Genomic DNA, 15,600 nt, shown 5'->3' with positions numbered 1-15,600 from the left:
CGGCACAATTCGGGGTGCCAGTTCGCTCGGCAGGCGCGGCTGATTTTTCAACCACGCCCCAACGCCGAAATCTCCGCCGATCTTTATCAACTGTTAACCATAAAAAACCTATTGTTAAAGCGATGTTAAAACTTGCGTCGCCTGTCTGGTCCCTGGTTTCTTCACGTCATTTCATCGGCCTGCCAATCATCGGGTCTGAAGAGATGCCTTGGTGGGCTTTCGATCCGGCATCGGCCAAACTCGCCGGGTGAAAAGGAATGAGCGTGAAGGGCACCGCCACACGTCTGCCGACGTCGCGGAAAGCAGCAACCCTGCTGCTTGCCTGCACGATTTTTTACCCACACGAAAGCGCCTTCGCGCAGACTGCAGCGACAGCCACACCAATGGTGCCGGGCGCCGCTTCCGCTGCTGACGAGACGCTTTCAACCATCCCGGCGACCGACGGCGTGACGGGCACAGGTAAGGCTCAGGCCACACCCGCTCCCGCTCCGCAACTCTGGCGCCCCTCCAGCAATCCCGGCGACCCGATCTACGAACAGCCGGAAGAAGCCGGCCAAACCTCTGCCGAGGCTGAGAACCCCTATGCACCGACAATGGACGGCGGGGAAAATCCGCGGATAGCAACCGAACCCGGACAGACACCCGGCATCCGGCTCGGCACATTCGTGCTCAGGCCTTCGATCAGCCAGACGGTAAATACGGAAAAACAGACGAATACGGGCGGCCCCTCCAGGCGCAACTATTTGACGACGGGCATACGCGGTACGCTCACCAGCGACTGGTCCCGGCACGCGCTGACGGTGACCGGCGATGGCGCCTGGGAGAGAAACTTCGGCGGCAACAAGAATGGCGAAGAACCCCGAGCAAATATTGAGGCCAATCTGCGCCTCGATCTCACTGCGCAAACGACCGCCAATCTCAAGGCGGGTTATGAATTCAGCCGTGAAGGAACCACGGACCCCAATGCTCTGACCGGTGCTGCCGTGCAGGGTGGCGAGCATCGCTTTACCGCCGGCGCATCGATAGAGCGGGATTTCGGCAAGCTGCGCGGGCTTGCAGCGCTCGATCTATCACGCACCGTCTATACGGATGCAAAGGGCCTCGATGGCCGGCCGATCAGCCTCAGCGATCGCGACCAGAACGGGGCGAACCTGCGCGGACGCATCGGTTATGAACTGTCGCCTGCTTTGATCCCGTTCCTCGAACTGAATGTGGGGACGACCAAGTATGATAGTCGCCTCGACAATTCGGGCTATGCCCGTTCCTCCAATGCCTATGGAGCGAAGGTCGGCGCAGAAGTCGACCTCGGCGAAAAGACCCGCGGCGAGGCTGCGATCGGCTATCTGCGCAAGGAATATGACGATGATCGCCTGGCCGCAATCGGCGCATTGACGCTGGATGGCAAACTCAACTGGTCTCCCCAGCGCGGCACGAATGTCAATCTCGGACTGCGCACGACAATAGAGGACTTTGCCGGCGGTCCGCAGGGCGGCTGGATTTCCTACCGCCTGGATGCCGGCCTGACCCATGAATTGCGCAACAACCTGGTCGCGCGCCTGACAGGACAGATCGTGCATCGCACATTCCCGTCCTCCAACATAGAAGACGCCGTGGAATACACGGCTGGCGCCGGCCTGACCTGGGGGCTGAACCGCTATCTCGACCTGACCGCAGACGTCAGCTACCAGTGGACCCCGGTTTATGACAGCAATGAACTGCGTGTCGGCGCGGGACTCATCCTGAAACGATAATGAGCCCCAAAACAAAAATCCCGGCGCGAAGGCCGGGATTTCCTTGTGTATTCCGGTCGATTATTTCAGACCCTCGATCAGAGCCTTGATCGGCTCCTCGATCGCTGGACGGATATCGCCGCGTTCCAGTGCGAAAGCGACGTTTGCCAGGATGAAACCATCCTTGGCGCCGCAATCGAAGGTCTGCCCGCGGAAATGATAGCCGGAGAATTCTTGCGACTTGGCGAGCGTCAGCATGCCATCCGTCAACTGGATCTCGTTGCCGGCGCCGCGTTCCTGATTTTCGAGAATATCGAAAATTTCCGGCTGCAGGATATAACGACCGTTGATGTAGAAATTCGACGGCGCCGTCCCCTTGGCTGGCTTTTCGACCATTTCGGTAATCTTGAAGCCTTCGCCGACGGCATTTCCTACGCCGACAATGCCATATTTATGCGTCTGGTCGGGAGCGCATTCCTGCACCGCGATGACGTTGCCCTGGGTCTGATCGTAAAGTTCGACCATGCCCTTCAGGCAGCTTTTTTGCGAATGCATGATCATGTCGGGCAAAAGCACGGCAAAAGGCTCATCGCCGACGATATCACGCGCGCACCAGACCGCATGGCCGAGGCCGAGCGGCACCTGCTGGCGCGTGAAACTTGCTGTGCCCGCTTTGGGCAGAAGGCCGGCCAGCAATGTCAGCTCGGCATTCTTGTTGCGCTCACGCAGCATTTGTTCGAGTTCAAATTGAATATCAAAATAGTCTTCGATCACCGCCTTGCCGCGGCCGGTGACAAACACAAAATGCTCAATGCCCGCTTCTGCCGCCTCATCGACGACATATTGAATGACCGGCTTGTCAACGACAGTGAGCATTTCTTTCGGAACTGCCTTGGTGGCGGGCAGGAAACGTGTACCGAGACCTGCGACCGGAAATACGGCCTTCCGAATTTTTTTCTGTTCTACCACATATCCCTCCTGAGAGATAAAACTTGATCACAATCCCCGCACACAGTTGTTATTTCAAAAATAACAACGTTTTGTAAAGGGTGACGCTACCATCTATTAATGGTAAAGAATTTGTTGACATTCTTTTGTTATCCATGACGACGCCCGATGCGTTTTCGCAATCGAAATGATATTCGAGAGAACGAAAGACTGACGATGACAAAGACCCTTTCAAATGTCCGCAAATTCGGTTGCATGATGTTTGCAGGCCTGGCGATCTCGTTTTCCCCCGTCTCGGCCCGGGCCGATCAGGGGTTCAAGCAGTGGATCAACCAGTTCTACGCAACAGCCGCCAAAGAAGGCATTAGCAAGGCGACCTACCAGAAGGCCTTTGCCGGTGTCAGCGAGCCGGATCCGGACGCGCTGCGCAAGGCGACCTTCCAGCCGGAATTCACCACCCAGATCTGGGATTATGTCGATTCCCGCGTCAATCCGTATACGGTGCGGATCGGTCGCGAAATGAAGATGAAACATGCGACGACGCTCAACTGGATCGAGCGTAACTTCAACGTCGACAAACACATCATTCTTGCCATCTGGTCGATGGAATCCAATTACGGCGCGGTTCTTGAAAAGCCGGAGCGACTGCACAACATTCCGCAGGCGCTGGCGACACTCGCCTATTCCGATCCGAAACGCGCGAAATTCGCGCGCACGCAGCTGATCGCCGCGCTCAAGATTCTGCAGTCCGGCGATGTCACCCCCAAACAGCTGACGGGCTCCTGGGCTGGCGCGATGGGTCACACCCAGTTCATTCCCACGAGCTACCTGCTCTATGCGGTCGATGCTGACGGCAATGGCAAGCGCGACATCTGGCATTCTGTTCCGGACGCCCTGGCGACGGCCGCCAATCTTCTGGCCAAGAACGGCTGGGAACCTGGCCGGACCTGGGGTTACGAAACCGCCGTGCCGCGTGGCGGCGCGCGTTACGAAGGGCAGACAAAGTCCATTGCGGAATGGTCGAAGCTCGGCTTTACCCGCCCCAACGGCAAGACTTTCACCCGCGGTTCCGATCGCGCCATGCTGAAACTGCAGGGCGGCGCAAACGGCCCTGGTTTCCTGATGATGAAGAACTTCTTCACGATCAAGAAATACAACGCCTCCGACAGCTACGCCCTGGCCGTTGGCCTGCTCGCGGATGAGATCGCCGGTTATGGCGGCATGCAGCAGAAATGGCCGCGCCCGGACGGTACGCTGGATATTCGCGAAAAATTCGAGCTCCAGACGCGTATGAAGGAACTCGGTTATTACGATGGCGAGATCGATGGCAATTTCGGTTCCGGTTCGAAAGCTGCCATCAGCGCCATCCAGTCCCGCATGGGCATGCAAAATGACGGCGAGCCGTCGCAGCGATTGCTGAGAGCCCTGCGCAATTGATAATGTGCCGGCGAATTCGGCGACGTCACGGACGCCGCCGATGCATCCGGAAAGGTTGATGTGATGAGTAGGAAACCTGCGGCGAGAAACGGAAAGACGGGTTGGCGTTTCTGCGCCATTGTTCTCTCCGCTGTCCTCTGTGTGCCGCTCGTTCCTTCAGAAACCTTCGCACAGGAGCAGCGGCGCACCCTTTTCGAAATGCTGTTTGGCAAGCCGGTGGGCCGCGATGGTAGCTCTGGCCGCGAATATCAGCCCCGCAGCCGCCGGGATTTTCCGGTTGCTCCGCGGGAAAGATCGGTCACCCGCCCACAGCCCACAAGAAAAGCCCCCTCGGTGGTTCAGATGCGAACCGCAAAACCGGAACCTGCCGCCAAGCTTGAAAATGCGAGACGCGTTCTGGTCATCGGCGATTTCCTGGCCGGCGGGATGGGGGAAGAGCTGGTCAATGCCTTTGCCAGCTCGCCGGCGATCACCGTCGATGTACGTGCCAACAGTTCTTCCGGCCTCGTCCGCAAGGATTATTACGACTGGTTCGCCAATCTGCCGCAATTCATAAGCGAGACCAATCCGGCCACCATCGTCATCATGATGGGGTCGAACGATCGCCAGCAGATGCAGATCGGTGATGTCAGGGAAAAATTCGGCACGGAAGTCTGGTTCAAGGAATATGAACGGCGGATCGACGAGCTTTTGACCCTTGCCGGTCGCCCGAAGGTGCCGGTGCTTTGGGTTGGCGTGCCCGCCTTCCAGTCGCCCTCACTTTCAGCCGATCTCGTCAGCTTCAACCGGCTTTATCGCAGCCATGTCGAAAAATATGGCGGTGAATTCGTGGATGTGTGGGACGGTTTCGTCGACGAGGCCGGGAAATTCGTCATTACCGGCTACGACATGAACGGCCAGCAGGCCCGTCTGCGTGAGGCTGACGGCATCGGCATGACCCAGGCCGGCAAACGCAAGCTCGCCTTTTACGTCGAGAAATTCGTGCGCCGGCACCTCGATAGCGCCGGGCCGGATCTTGTGAAACTGGACGGCAGCAATCTGCCCGCCCTCACCTCCCTGCCGGCGCTCGGCATTGACGCAGGTCTGGTTCGCACCCAGCCAATCAGCCTGACCGATCCCAATCTCGATGGTGGCGACAAGCTGCTGGGCGATACACCTCTTGCGGCTGGACCCTCACGCGTTTCCGTGGTGGAATCTCCCCGCGAAAGACTGACCAAGCGGGGAGAAATGTCTGATGCCCCGGCGGGGCGTATCGATGACTATCGCCTTGTGCCGGCTACCGTGCAGGCGAAACAATAGACACCTGAAAACGGCAGCAAATGCCACGCCGTGATCGGCGTAATGTTGAGGCAATCCCCCCATGACAGGTTGAAGGCCGCTTTGCAGGAATGCGAAGGTGGCCCCATCAGTCATCTCCGATCCCCCTCCTCGCAAGGCGGTATTGACTTGACGGCGACGCGTCGCTTCCCTTGAGCGTGAACGGCGCCGTCTTTTTTGATTTCAGGTGTGCTCTTCTCTCCGCGAGACGGCGCCGGATATTACCGAGACGATTTCATGCGCCTGCTGCTTGTTGAAGACGAACGCGAAATGGCAGCAGCCCTGTCCGCCGCGCTCCACCGGTTCGATATTATCGTGGATACGGTCGGCACGCTCGATCTGGCCCGTCACGCCATCATGGACGGTGTTCACGACCTCGTCGTGCTTGGCCGGCAATTGCCCGATGGCGACGGCCTCCAGCTTATCGAGGATCTGCGTCTCCTGCCCGTCACCCCACCCGTCATCGTACTGACGGCGCAGGGGGGGCTTGCGGACCGGATCAATGGCCTGAACCTCGGCGCGGACGATTATCTGGCCAAACCTTTCGCCGTTGAGGAGCTGCTTGCCCGCATCCGCGCCCTGATGCGCCGGCCGGCCGGCACCTTAAAGATGACGGCGAGACTGGGCGGGCTGGAATTCTGCTTCGAAACCCGTGAAGTGCGCATCAAGGGGGAATTTCTTCCGCTGACGAGACGGGAATTGCTAATCCTTGAGGCCCTGTTGCGACGACAGGGCAGAACGGTGCTGCGCTCAATGCTCGAGGAAGCCGTCTATAATTTCGATGATGAAATCCAGTCCAATGCACTCGATTCCCATATCTCCCGCTTGCGCCGCAAACTGGCGGCCGCGGATGCGGGTGTCGAGGTTCACGGTATCAGGGGCGTTGGTTACCTTATGAGGACGACCGTATGAAGCCGGCCAAAAGGAGATCACTCAAACGGCGCCTGACCATTCAACTGCTGCTGTTCCAGATCGGCAGCATCGTCATCGTCACACTCGCATTCTTCGTTTATATGCTGTCCGACGGCACCGGAAGCGCGCTCCTCAGCTCTGAGGCGGCGCAAATAACAGCAAACGCTCTCATTCGCGAACCAGATGGAAAAATTGTGCTCAAGGAGACGCCTGAATACGCAAAATTGCGCAGGGAGACTCCGGATTTCTGGTTCGTTGCGCTGACTGAAAATGACGATATTATCCAGGGTGGACCGGTGCCCGAAGCCTTCAGCGATATGGGTCAAACGCTGAACGACGTTAGAATCGCCAATATACGCGACGCGGGAATGTCCTATTCTTATTTCGCCGTTTTGTACGTCGCGATCGTCCGCCGCGTATCCGGGCCAGCCGGAGAATTTGCGATGATCGGACACGGTGGTCCCTTCAGCATGACCCTTCCAATTCTGCTATTCTCCAACATTCTTATCCTGCCGGTTCTCGCTCTTGTTTCAATTGCGACCATCGCGGCGATTCCCTGGATCATCCGCCGGGAATTTCGCGCGCTCTCCGCCATTGCCCGAACGGCCGAAACCATCGATATCGACAAACGAGGATATCGATTACCGGATGGCAATATTCCAAGGGAGGTGCAGCCGCTCGTGCATGCCGTCAACGGCGCATTGCAGCGGCTGGATGATGGCTATGAAAGGCACAAGCGTTTCATTCTCGATGCCGCCCATGAATTGCGAACCCCCGTCGCCATTCTCCAGACCCGCGTTGAAACCTTACTGGAAGGCTCGGCCCGCAGCAGGATATTGGCGGATGCCAGCCGCATTGCCGTGCTGGCCGAACAATTGCTCGATCTGCAACGCCTTGGAGGGCAGAAAGCACCGCTTGTTCCGCTTGATATCGTCGGCCTGTGCAGGTCCGTCGTCGCGGATATGGCGCCGCTTGCGATCTCACAAGGATATAATCTGTCCTTCGAGCCGGAAGAAGAACCGATCCTCGCCCTTGCCGATGACGCCTCGCTGCAGCGCGCTTTGATGAACATCGTACAGAACGCCATCGAACATGGCGGCAATCGCGGAACCATCACCATAAGGGTGGCCTCAAACCGGGTGATCGAAATAGCCGATGACGGCGATGGTATTCCCGAGACGGAACGGGAGCTCGTCTTCGATGCATTTCACCGGATGAGACCGAAGGATCGCGGCACCGGCCTTGGGCTCAACCTCGTGCAGGAGATCGTCCGTTATCACGGCGGCGAAATCAGCATCAGCGATTCCCCCACCGGCGGCGCCTGCTTCCGCATCGCGCTTCCCTATTGCTGAGGCCCCGGCAGTCAAACAAAAAAGGCCTGTTGCGTCTGCAACAGGCCTTTCCGCTTCCTATCGATTCCGCCTGCTCAGCGCGGCAGAACCGTGGCGCCCATCAGCGCCTCATCAATCGCCCGCGCAGCCTGGCGGCCTTCGCGGATCGCCCAGACCACCAGCGACTGACCACGGCGAACGTCGCCCGCCGTCCACAGCTTGTCGACCGAGGTCCTGTAGTCCGTTTCGTTGGCGACAACATTTGTGGAGCCGCGACGATCGGTGTTGAGCGTCAGCTTGCCTTCCATTTCCTTCAGCACGCCGTCGGTGAAGGGACCGGAGAAGCCGATGGCGATGAAGGCGAGATCGGCCTTGATGATGAATTCCGTGCCAGCGATCGGCTTGCGGCGATCATCCACCTGACAGCATTTCACGCCTGTCAGCACACCGTCTTCGCCGACGAATTCAAGCGTCGCCACCTGAAACTCGCGCGCCGCTCCTTCGGCCTGCGAGGACGAGGTGCGCATCTTGGTTGCCCAGAAAGGCCAGACCGCGAGCTTGTCTTCCTTTTCCGGCGGCATCGGGCGGATGTCGAGTTGGGTGACCTTCACAGCACCTTGACGGAACGCCGTGCCGACGCAGTCCGACGCCGTATCGCCGCCGCCAACGACGACGACATGCTTGCCGCCGGCGAGGATCGGATCGGCCGGCCAACCGACGCTGTCGATGTTTTCACGGCCGACGCGGCGGTTCTGCTGCACGAGGTAAGGCATGGCGTCATAAACGCCGTTGAAATCGGCACCACCGATGCCGGCCGGGCGCGGGGTTTCCGAACCGCCGCAATAAAGAACCGCATCGTGATCGGCCAGAAGCGCTTCGACCGTCACATCCACACCGACATTGACGCCGCAATGGAAGGTGACACCTTCGCCCTTGATCTGCTCGACGCGGCGGTCGATGAAGTTTTTCTCCATCTTGAAGTCCGGAATGCCATAACGCAGCAGGCCCCCAGCCTTCGATTCACGCTCATAAACGTGAACCTCGTGGCCGGCGCGGCCAAGCTGCTGCGCAGCCGCCATGCCCGAGGGGCCGGAACCGATGATAGCGACCTTCTTGCCGGTGTGGATCGTCGCCGGCTTCGGCACGATGAAGCCCAGCTCATAGGCCTTGTCGGCGATAGCCTGTTCGACCGTCTTGATGGCGACCGGCGCATCCTCGAGGTTCAGCGTGCAGGCTTCCTCGCAGGGTGCCGGACAGACGCGGCCGGTAAATTCCGGGAAGTTGTTGGTGGAATGGAGGTTGCGGATCGCCTCTTCCCAGTTGTTGTTATAGACCAGATCGTTCCAGTCGGGGATCTGGTTGTGCACGGGACAGCCCGTATCGCCGTGACAGTAGGGAATGCCGCAATCCATGCAGCGCGCCGCCTGCTTCTGCACCTCGGCATCCGACATCGGAATGGTGAATTCGCGGAAATGGCGGATACGATCCGATGCGGGCTGATACTTGCCCACCTGACGGTCGATTTCCAGAAAACCTGTAACCTTGCCCACGTTTATGTCCTCACATCAAAGCGGAGCGCCTGTCGGGCCCCAGTACCAGGTGGCGAAACCGAAAGCCGCCCCCAACACGATGAACTCAAATCCGGTCTCGCCGCTCGTCCAGTAGATTGCCGTGGGAACGGCGACCGCTGTTATCAGCGAGACCAGTTGGTGTAGTGTTCTCATGCGGCGGATTACTCCGCCGCCACACCCATGCGCATGCGCTCCATTTCCTCAAGCGCACGACGGTATTCGACCGGCATGACCTTGCGGAACTTCGGACGGAACTCGCTCCAGCGATCGAGTATATCCTTGGCGCGCGCCGAATTCGTGTAATGGAAGTGGTTGGAGATCAGCTGGTAGAGGCGTTCCTCGTCGTGGCGCGTCATGTCTTCGGAAACGTCGACACGTCCCTTGTGCATGAGGTCGCCGCCGTGATGGTGCAGCTTTTCCAGCATGTCGTCTTCTTCCGGAACCGGCTCCAGCTCGACCATCGCCATGTTGCAACGGGTGGCGAAATCGCCCTTCTCATCAAGAACGTAAGCCACGCCACCGGACATGCCGGCCGCGAAGTTACGGCCCGTCTCACCGAGAACAACGACGATGCCGCCGGTCATATATTCACAGCCGTGATCGCCGACACCTTCGACAACAGCGAGGGCACCAGAGTTACGAACCGCGAAACGCTCACCCGCAACACCGCGGAAATAGCACTCGCCGGTGATGGCGCCGTAAAGAACGGTGTTGCCGACAATGATCGAGTTTTCCGCCACGATTCGGGTGTTTTCCGGCGGGCGCACGATGATGCGGCCACCCGAAAGACCCTTGCCAACATAGTCGTTGCCGTCACCCACCAGATCGAAGGTGATGCCGCGGGCAAGGAACGCACCGAAGGACTGCCCGGCCGTGCCGCGCAGCGTCACATGGATCGTGTCGTCCTTCAGCCCCTTGTGGCCCCAACGCTTGGCAAGCGCGCCCGAAAGCATGGCACCGGCGGAGCGGTCGACGTTCTTGATCGGCACTTCGAACACGACAGGCTCGCGGTTTTCGAGCGACGGCAGAGACTTCTCGATCAGTTTGCGATCGAGAATGTCGTCGATCGGATGCTTCTGACGTTCGGTCCAGAAAGTCGCTTCCTTGGGTGCTTCGACCTTGTGGAAGATGCGGCTGAAATCCAGCCCCTTGGCCTTCCAGTGCGCCAGCATCTCATCCTTTTCGAGCAGTTCGGAAGCGCCGATGATCTCGTCCAGCCTGGTAACACCAAGCGAGGCAAGGATTTCGCGCACTTCTTCGGCGACGAAGAAGAAATAGTTGATGACGTGTTCCGGCGTACCCTTGAAGCGCTTGCGCAGAACCGGGTCCTGCGTGGCAACGCCGACGGGACAAGTGTTGAGGTGGCACTTGCGCATCATGATGCAGCCGGCCGCAATCAGCGGCGCGGTGGCAAAGCCGAATTCATCCGCACCCAGAAGCGCGCCGATGATGACGTCACGACCGGTCTTCAGGCCGCCATCCACCTGCAGCGCGACGCGGGAGCGAAGGCCGTTCAGCACCAGTGTCTGCTGGGTTTCGGCAAGGCCGATTTCCCAGGGCGAACCGGCGTGCTTCAGCGAGGTGAGCGGCGAAGCGCCCGTACCGCCATCAAAACCGGAAACGGTGATATGGTCCGCACGTGCCTTGGCAACGCCGGCCGCAACCGTACCGACGCCAACTTCCGACACCAGCTTTACCGAAACATCGGCTTCCGGATTGACGTTCTTCAGGTCGTAGATGAGCTGCGCCAGATCTTCGATGGAATAGATATCGTGATGCGGCGGCGGCGAGATGAGGCCGACGCCCGGCGTGGAGTGACGGGTCTTGGCAACCGTCGCATCCACCTTGTGGCCGGGCAGCTGACCACCTTCGCCGGGCTTTGCGCCCTGCGCCACCTTGATCTGCAACATGTCGGCATTGACGAGATATTCCGTCGTCACACCGAAACGGCCAGACGCGATCTGCTTGATGGCGGAGCGTTCCGGGTTCGGCTTGCCGTTCAGAAGCGGCAGATAACGGTCGGATTCTTCGCCGCCCTCACCGGTGTTGGACTTGCCACCAATGCGGTTCATGGCGACGGCGAGCGTCGTATGCGCCTCGCGGCTGATCGAGCCGAAGGACATGGCGCCCGTGGAGAACCGCTTGACGATATCGGCGGCCGACTCGACCTCATCGATGGAAACAGGCTTGCGGCCGAGCGCTTCCGCAGACTTGATGTTGAACAGGCCACGAATGGTGTTCATGCGCAGCGCCGTCTCATTCACCATGCCGGCGAATTCGCGGTAGCGATCCTGGCTGTTGCCGCGCACCGCATGTTGCAGCGAGGCGACGGCATCCGGCGTCCAGGCGTGGCTTTCGCCGCGCATGCGATAGGCATATTCGCCGCCGATATCGAGCGTATTGGCAAGGATCGGATCCTTACCGAAAGCCGCGGTATGGCGTGTTACGGTTTCTTCGGCGATCTCCGTCAGTCCCACACCTTCGATGGAGGTGGCGGTACCAAAGAAATATTGCTCGACGAATTGCGAAGACAGGCCGATGGCGTCGAAAATCTGCGCGCCGCAATAGGACTGGTAGGTGGAAATGCCCATCTTGGACATGACCTTCAGGATGCCCTTACCGACCGCCTTGATGTAGCGATAGACAACTTCATCGTCGGACACTTCCTTCGGGAAGGCGCCGTGCTTGTGCATGTCGAGCAGCGTGTCGAAGGCGAGATAGGGGTTGATCGCCTCAGCACCATAACCGGCGAGCAGGCAGAAATGATGGACTTCGCGCGGCTCACCGGTTTCGACGACGAGACCGACCGAAGTGCGCAGACCCTTGCGGATCAGGTGGTGATGCACGGCGGCCGTCGCCAGAAGCGCCGGGATCGCGATGCGATCAGGGCCAAGCTGACGGTCGGAAAGAACGATGATGTTGTAACCGCCGCGAACGGCCGATTCCGCACGCTCGCACAGGCGGTCGAGCATCTCGGGCATGCCTTCGGCACCGCGCTCCACATCATAGGTGAAGTCGAGTGTCTTGGTGTCGAACCGGTCTTCCGTATGACCGATGGAGCGGATCTTTTCCAGATCGCCATTGGTCAGGATCGGTTGGCGCACTTCCAGACGCTTGGCGCGGGCTGCCCCTTCGTGATCGAGAAGGTTCGGGCGCGGGCCGATGAACGAGACGAGGCTCATGACAAGTTCTTCGCGGATCGGGTCGATCGGCGGGTTGGTGACCTGCGCGAAGTTCTGCTTGAAATAGGTATAAAGCAGCTTCGACTTGTCCGACATGGCCGAAATCGGCGTATCGGTGCCCATCGAGCCGATGGCTTCCTGGCCGGTCGTCGCCATCGGCGACATCAGGAGCTTGGTGTCTTCGGTGGTGTAACCGAAGGCCTGCTGACGGTCGAGCAGCGACACGTCACGGCGCAGAGCGCGCGGCTCCACCGGCTTCAGATCCTCAAGAATGAGCTGGGTGCGGTCGAGCCAGGTGCGGTAAGGATGCTTGGCGGCAAGCTCGTGCTTCACATCCTCGTCGGAAATGATCGCGCCCTTTTCCATGTCGATCAGCAGCATCTTGCCCGGCTGCAAACGCCACTTCTTGATGATGCGCTCTTCCGGCACCGGCAGCGTGCCGGCTTCAGACGCCATGATGACGCGGTCGTCATCGGTGACGAGATAACGCGCCGGACGCAGGCCGTTACGGTCGAGCGTCGCGCCGATCTGCTTGCCATCGGTGAAGGCAACGGCGGCGGGGCCGTCCCACGGCTCCATCAGCGCAGCATGATATTCGTAAAACGCCTTGCGTTCCGCCGACATGGACAGGTTGCCCGACCAGGCTTCGGGGATCAGCATCATCACGGCATGGGCCATGGAATAACCGCCGCGCACGAGGAATTCGAGCGCGTTGTCGAAACAGGCGGTATCTGACTGGCCTTCGTAGGAGATCGGCCAGAGCTTGGAAATGTCATCGCCGAACAGAGCGGACGAAACAGACGCCTGACGCGCCGCCATCCAGTTGACGTTGCCGCGCAGCGTGTTGATTTCACCGTTATGCGCAACCATGCGGTAAGGATGCGCCAACTTCCAGGAGGGGAAGGTGTTGGTGGAGAAACGCTGATGCACCAGCGCAACGGCGGATTCGAAACGCGGGTCCGCCAGATCCTTGTAATAAGCGCCAACCTGATAGGCGAGGAACATGCCCTTGTAGACGATGGTCGAAGACGACAGCGAAACGGGATAGAAATCCTGCGTTTCCTTACCGCCGCCCTCATCATAGATGCGGTTGGAGAGAACCTTGCGGATCAGGAACAGCTTGCGCTCGAAATCATGATTGGTCGCGGCATCGCGGCCGGCGCCGATGAAAACCTGCACATGGTGCGGTTCGGTGGCGGCAATATCCGGCGCCTTTGACAGCGAGGAATTATCAACCGGCACGTCGCGGAAGCCGAGGAACTGCTGCCCCTCTTCGCCGATGACATCGACGATGACCTTCTTGTAATGCTCGATGCGGGAAGGATCGCGCGGCATGAAGATGTGGCCGACCGCGTATTCGCCAGCCTTCGGCAACGTCACGCCCTGTAGCGCCATTTCCTCGCGGAAGAAACGGTCGGGAATCTGCACGAGAATGCCAGCACCATCGCCCATCAGCGGGTCAGCGCCCACCGCGCCACGATGCGTGAGGTTCTCAAGGATGAACAGGCCGTCACTGACGATCTGGTGCGACTTGACGCCCTTCATATGGGCGACGAAGCCAACGCCGCAGGCGTCATGTTCATTGGCGGGATTATAAAGACCCTGCCTTTCCGGCAAGCCGCCCGCGAAACGCGCTTTCGCAGAAACGGGCGCGGCCGCAGCCGCGGTGGGACAGTCTGTGGTCAGGGTTGCGGCGGCGATCTCTGCCTGCGGCTTGTGCGTCATGTTTGTCCCTCCTGCAAAATTACTTGCATGGTTTCATGCGAAGATCCGGCTCGATACAAATTTCTGCTTCCCGCAAAATCCGCATTCAGGCCGGCTGGATCAAATTTAGGACAGCAAGACTGTCTCAATTCCTGCTGATTTTGGCAGAAACGGCTGAATTTAGCAAGGGTCCGAATCCAATTAGTGAATACCGCTGTTTGCAGCGAAGTTTCGATACTGACCTATTGTGAGAAACTTTCTTGTCGAAAGAGCCGCTGCGCCATTGCTTTCATTGCCCGATTTGCCAATCGCAATCTTAGGTCCTAGAACTTTCTTCGTCATAGCTTCACGCAGCCCAACACAGACCCTCAGCTATCGGAAAGCCTTCAGAGATGTTTTTTGCTTCAGACAATTGGGCTGGCGCCCATCCGGCCGTCAATGAACGGCTGTCGCGGGAATCCACGCGTTTTGCCGCCGCTTACGGCACCAGTGAACTCGATCTCTCCATCGAAAAACGCTTCAACGAAATCTTCGAACGCGAAGTCGCGGTATTTTTCGTCGCCACCGGCACGGCGGCCAATTCGCTTTCGCTGGCAAGCATCGCCCGCCCCGGCGGCCTCACCTTCTGTCATTCGGAAGCGCATGTGATCGAGGACGAATGCGGCGCGCCGGATTTCTTTTCAGGCATGCGTATGGTCGCCGTCGAGGGGTCTGATGGCAAGATGCTGCCGGAAAACCTGATCGAGCGCATTGCGCGTTATCCGCAGGATGCCGTGCACCATGGGCGCGCCGCAGCCATCACCATGACGCAGGCGACTGAAGCCGGCACCGTTTATACGCTTGATGAAATCGACGCCATCGCCAAAATCGCAAAAGACAACGGCCTGCCACTGCATATGGATGGCGCGCGGTTTGCCAATGCGCTTGCCGCACTCGGCACGACCCCGGCTGAAATGACCTGGAAACGCGGCGTCGACGTCCTGTCTTTCGGCGGCACGAAAAACGGCTGCTGGTGTGCCGAAGCGATCGTGTTTTTCGATCCTTCGCTCGCCCGGGACTTCTCCTTCCTGCGCAAGCGCACCGCCCAGCTTTTTTCGAAATCACGTTTCATCGCTGCGCAATTCGAAGCCTACCTGCAGGACGATCTGTGGCTCGGTCTCGCCGGCCACGCCAATGCCATGGCCAACCGGCTGCGCGCCGGTTTCGGCTCACTGAACAGCGCCCGCCTGGCATGGCCGACACAGGCCAACGAAGTTTTCGCCATTTTGCCCAAGGCAGCGGCCGAAGCGGCGACGGAAAAAGGCGCGAAGTTCTATGACTGGCTGGAGCCGCGTGACATGCCGGAAAATGTCGGCAAGGACGAAGTGCTGATCCGTATGGTCACGAGCTTTGCGACGACCGAGGCCGATGTGGACGAATTCCTGTCGATCTGCGCTGCCGTCTGACACCGATCGGAGGGCGTCGCCTT

The 15,600-nt window shown here is 59.2% G+C and carries 10 protein-coding genes; 6 read left to right on the top strand and 4 right to left on the bottom strand.

The window, feature by feature from the left end:
• Window positions 1-257 precede the first annotated feature (257 nt).
• Window positions 258-1,751 carry a polysaccharide biosynthesis protein UppP gene (gene uppP, locus NYR50_RS20130; RefSeq protein WP_174010290.1) on the top strand — a complete coding sequence of 498 codons (1,494 nt, stop codon included), beginning with the start codon at window positions 258-260 and terminating at the stop codon, window positions 1,749-1,751.
• Between the two features lie 60 nt (window positions 1,752-1,811).
• Here uppP and galU read toward each other — a convergent pair whose 3' ends face one another.
• Entirely contained in the window at window positions 1,812-2,699 is an 888-nt protein-coding gene (galU, locus tag NYR50_RS20125) for a UTP--glucose-1-phosphate uridylyltransferase GalU (protein ID WP_006313444.1), read from the bottom strand.
• 195 nt (window positions 2,700-2,894) lie between these two features.
• Here galU and NYR50_RS20120 point away from each other — a divergent pair, with 195 nt between their 5' ends.
• The 4 genes from NYR50_RS20120 to NYR50_RS20105 all read left to right on the top strand — a co-directional run bounded on the left by NYR50_RS20120 (window position 2,895) and on the right by NYR50_RS20105 (window position 7,696).
• Window positions 2,895-4,115: a lytic murein transglycosylase gene (locus NYR50_RS20120; RefSeq protein WP_174010292.1), complete on the top strand. Its 1,221-nt coding sequence runs from the start codon at window positions 2,895-2,897 to the stop codon at window positions 4,113-4,115.
• Between the two features lie 63 nt (window positions 4,116-4,178).
• Entirely contained in the window at window positions 4,179-5,414 is a 1,236-nt protein-coding gene (locus tag NYR50_RS20115) for an SGNH family hydrolase (RefSeq protein WP_418137982.1), read from the top strand.
• 255 nt (window positions 5,415-5,669) lie between these two features.
• Entirely contained in the window at window positions 5,670-6,344 is a 675-nt protein-coding gene (locus tag NYR50_RS20110; protein ID WP_174010296.1) for a response regulator transcription factor, read from the top strand.
• The gene (locus tag NYR50_RS20105) at window positions 6,341-7,696 is read left to right on the top strand and encodes a sensor histidine kinase (protein WP_174010298.1); all 1,356 of its coding nucleotides are present in this window, start codon (window positions 6,341-6,343) and stop codon (window positions 7,694-7,696) included. The genes NYR50_RS20110 and NYR50_RS20105 overlap by 4 nt, the downstream gene beginning before the upstream one ends.
• 74 nt (window positions 7,697-7,770) lie before the next feature.
• On the opposite strand, the gene NYR50_RS20100 is transcribed toward NYR50_RS20105, so the two are convergent.
• From NYR50_RS20100 to gltB, 3 genes are read right to left on the bottom strand one after another with little or no spacing between them, the layout of a single operon-like run.
• Window positions 7,771-9,225: a glutamate synthase subunit beta gene (locus tag NYR50_RS20100; RefSeq protein WP_174010301.1), complete on the bottom strand. Its 1,455-nt coding sequence runs from the start codon at window positions 9,223-9,225 to the stop codon at window positions 7,771-7,773.
• Between the two features lie 15 nt (window positions 9,226-9,240).
• The gene (locus NYR50_RS20095) at window positions 9,241-9,399 is read right to left on the bottom strand and encodes a hypothetical protein (protein WP_174010302.1); all 159 of its coding nucleotides are present in this window, start codon (window positions 9,397-9,399) and stop codon (window positions 9,241-9,243) included.
• 8 nt (window positions 9,400-9,407) lie between these two features.
• Window positions 9,408-14,153 (bottom strand): glutamate synthase large subunit, encoded by a 4,746-nt coding sequence (gene gltB, locus NYR50_RS20090; RefSeq protein WP_174010303.1) that lies wholly within the window; start codon window positions 14,151-14,153, stop codon window positions 9,408-9,410.
• Between the two features lie 371 nt (window positions 14,154-14,524).
• On the opposite strand from gltB, the gene NYR50_RS20085 reads away from it, so the two are divergent.
• Complete coding sequence (locus tag NYR50_RS20085) at window positions 14,525-15,577, top strand: low specificity L-threonine aldolase (RefSeq protein ID WP_174010305.1); 1,053 nt, start codon at window positions 14,525-14,527, stop codon at window positions 15,575-15,577.
• Window positions 15,578-15,600 lie beyond the last annotated feature (23 nt).

It is taken from the genome of Agrobacterium sp. El2ro-1b, assembly GCF_048298475.1.
GTDB lineage: Bacteria > Pseudomonadota > Alphaproteobacteria > Rhizobiales > Rhizobiaceae > Agrobacterium > Agrobacterium fabrum.
This window is presented reverse-complemented; position numbering and strand designations above follow the sequence as displayed.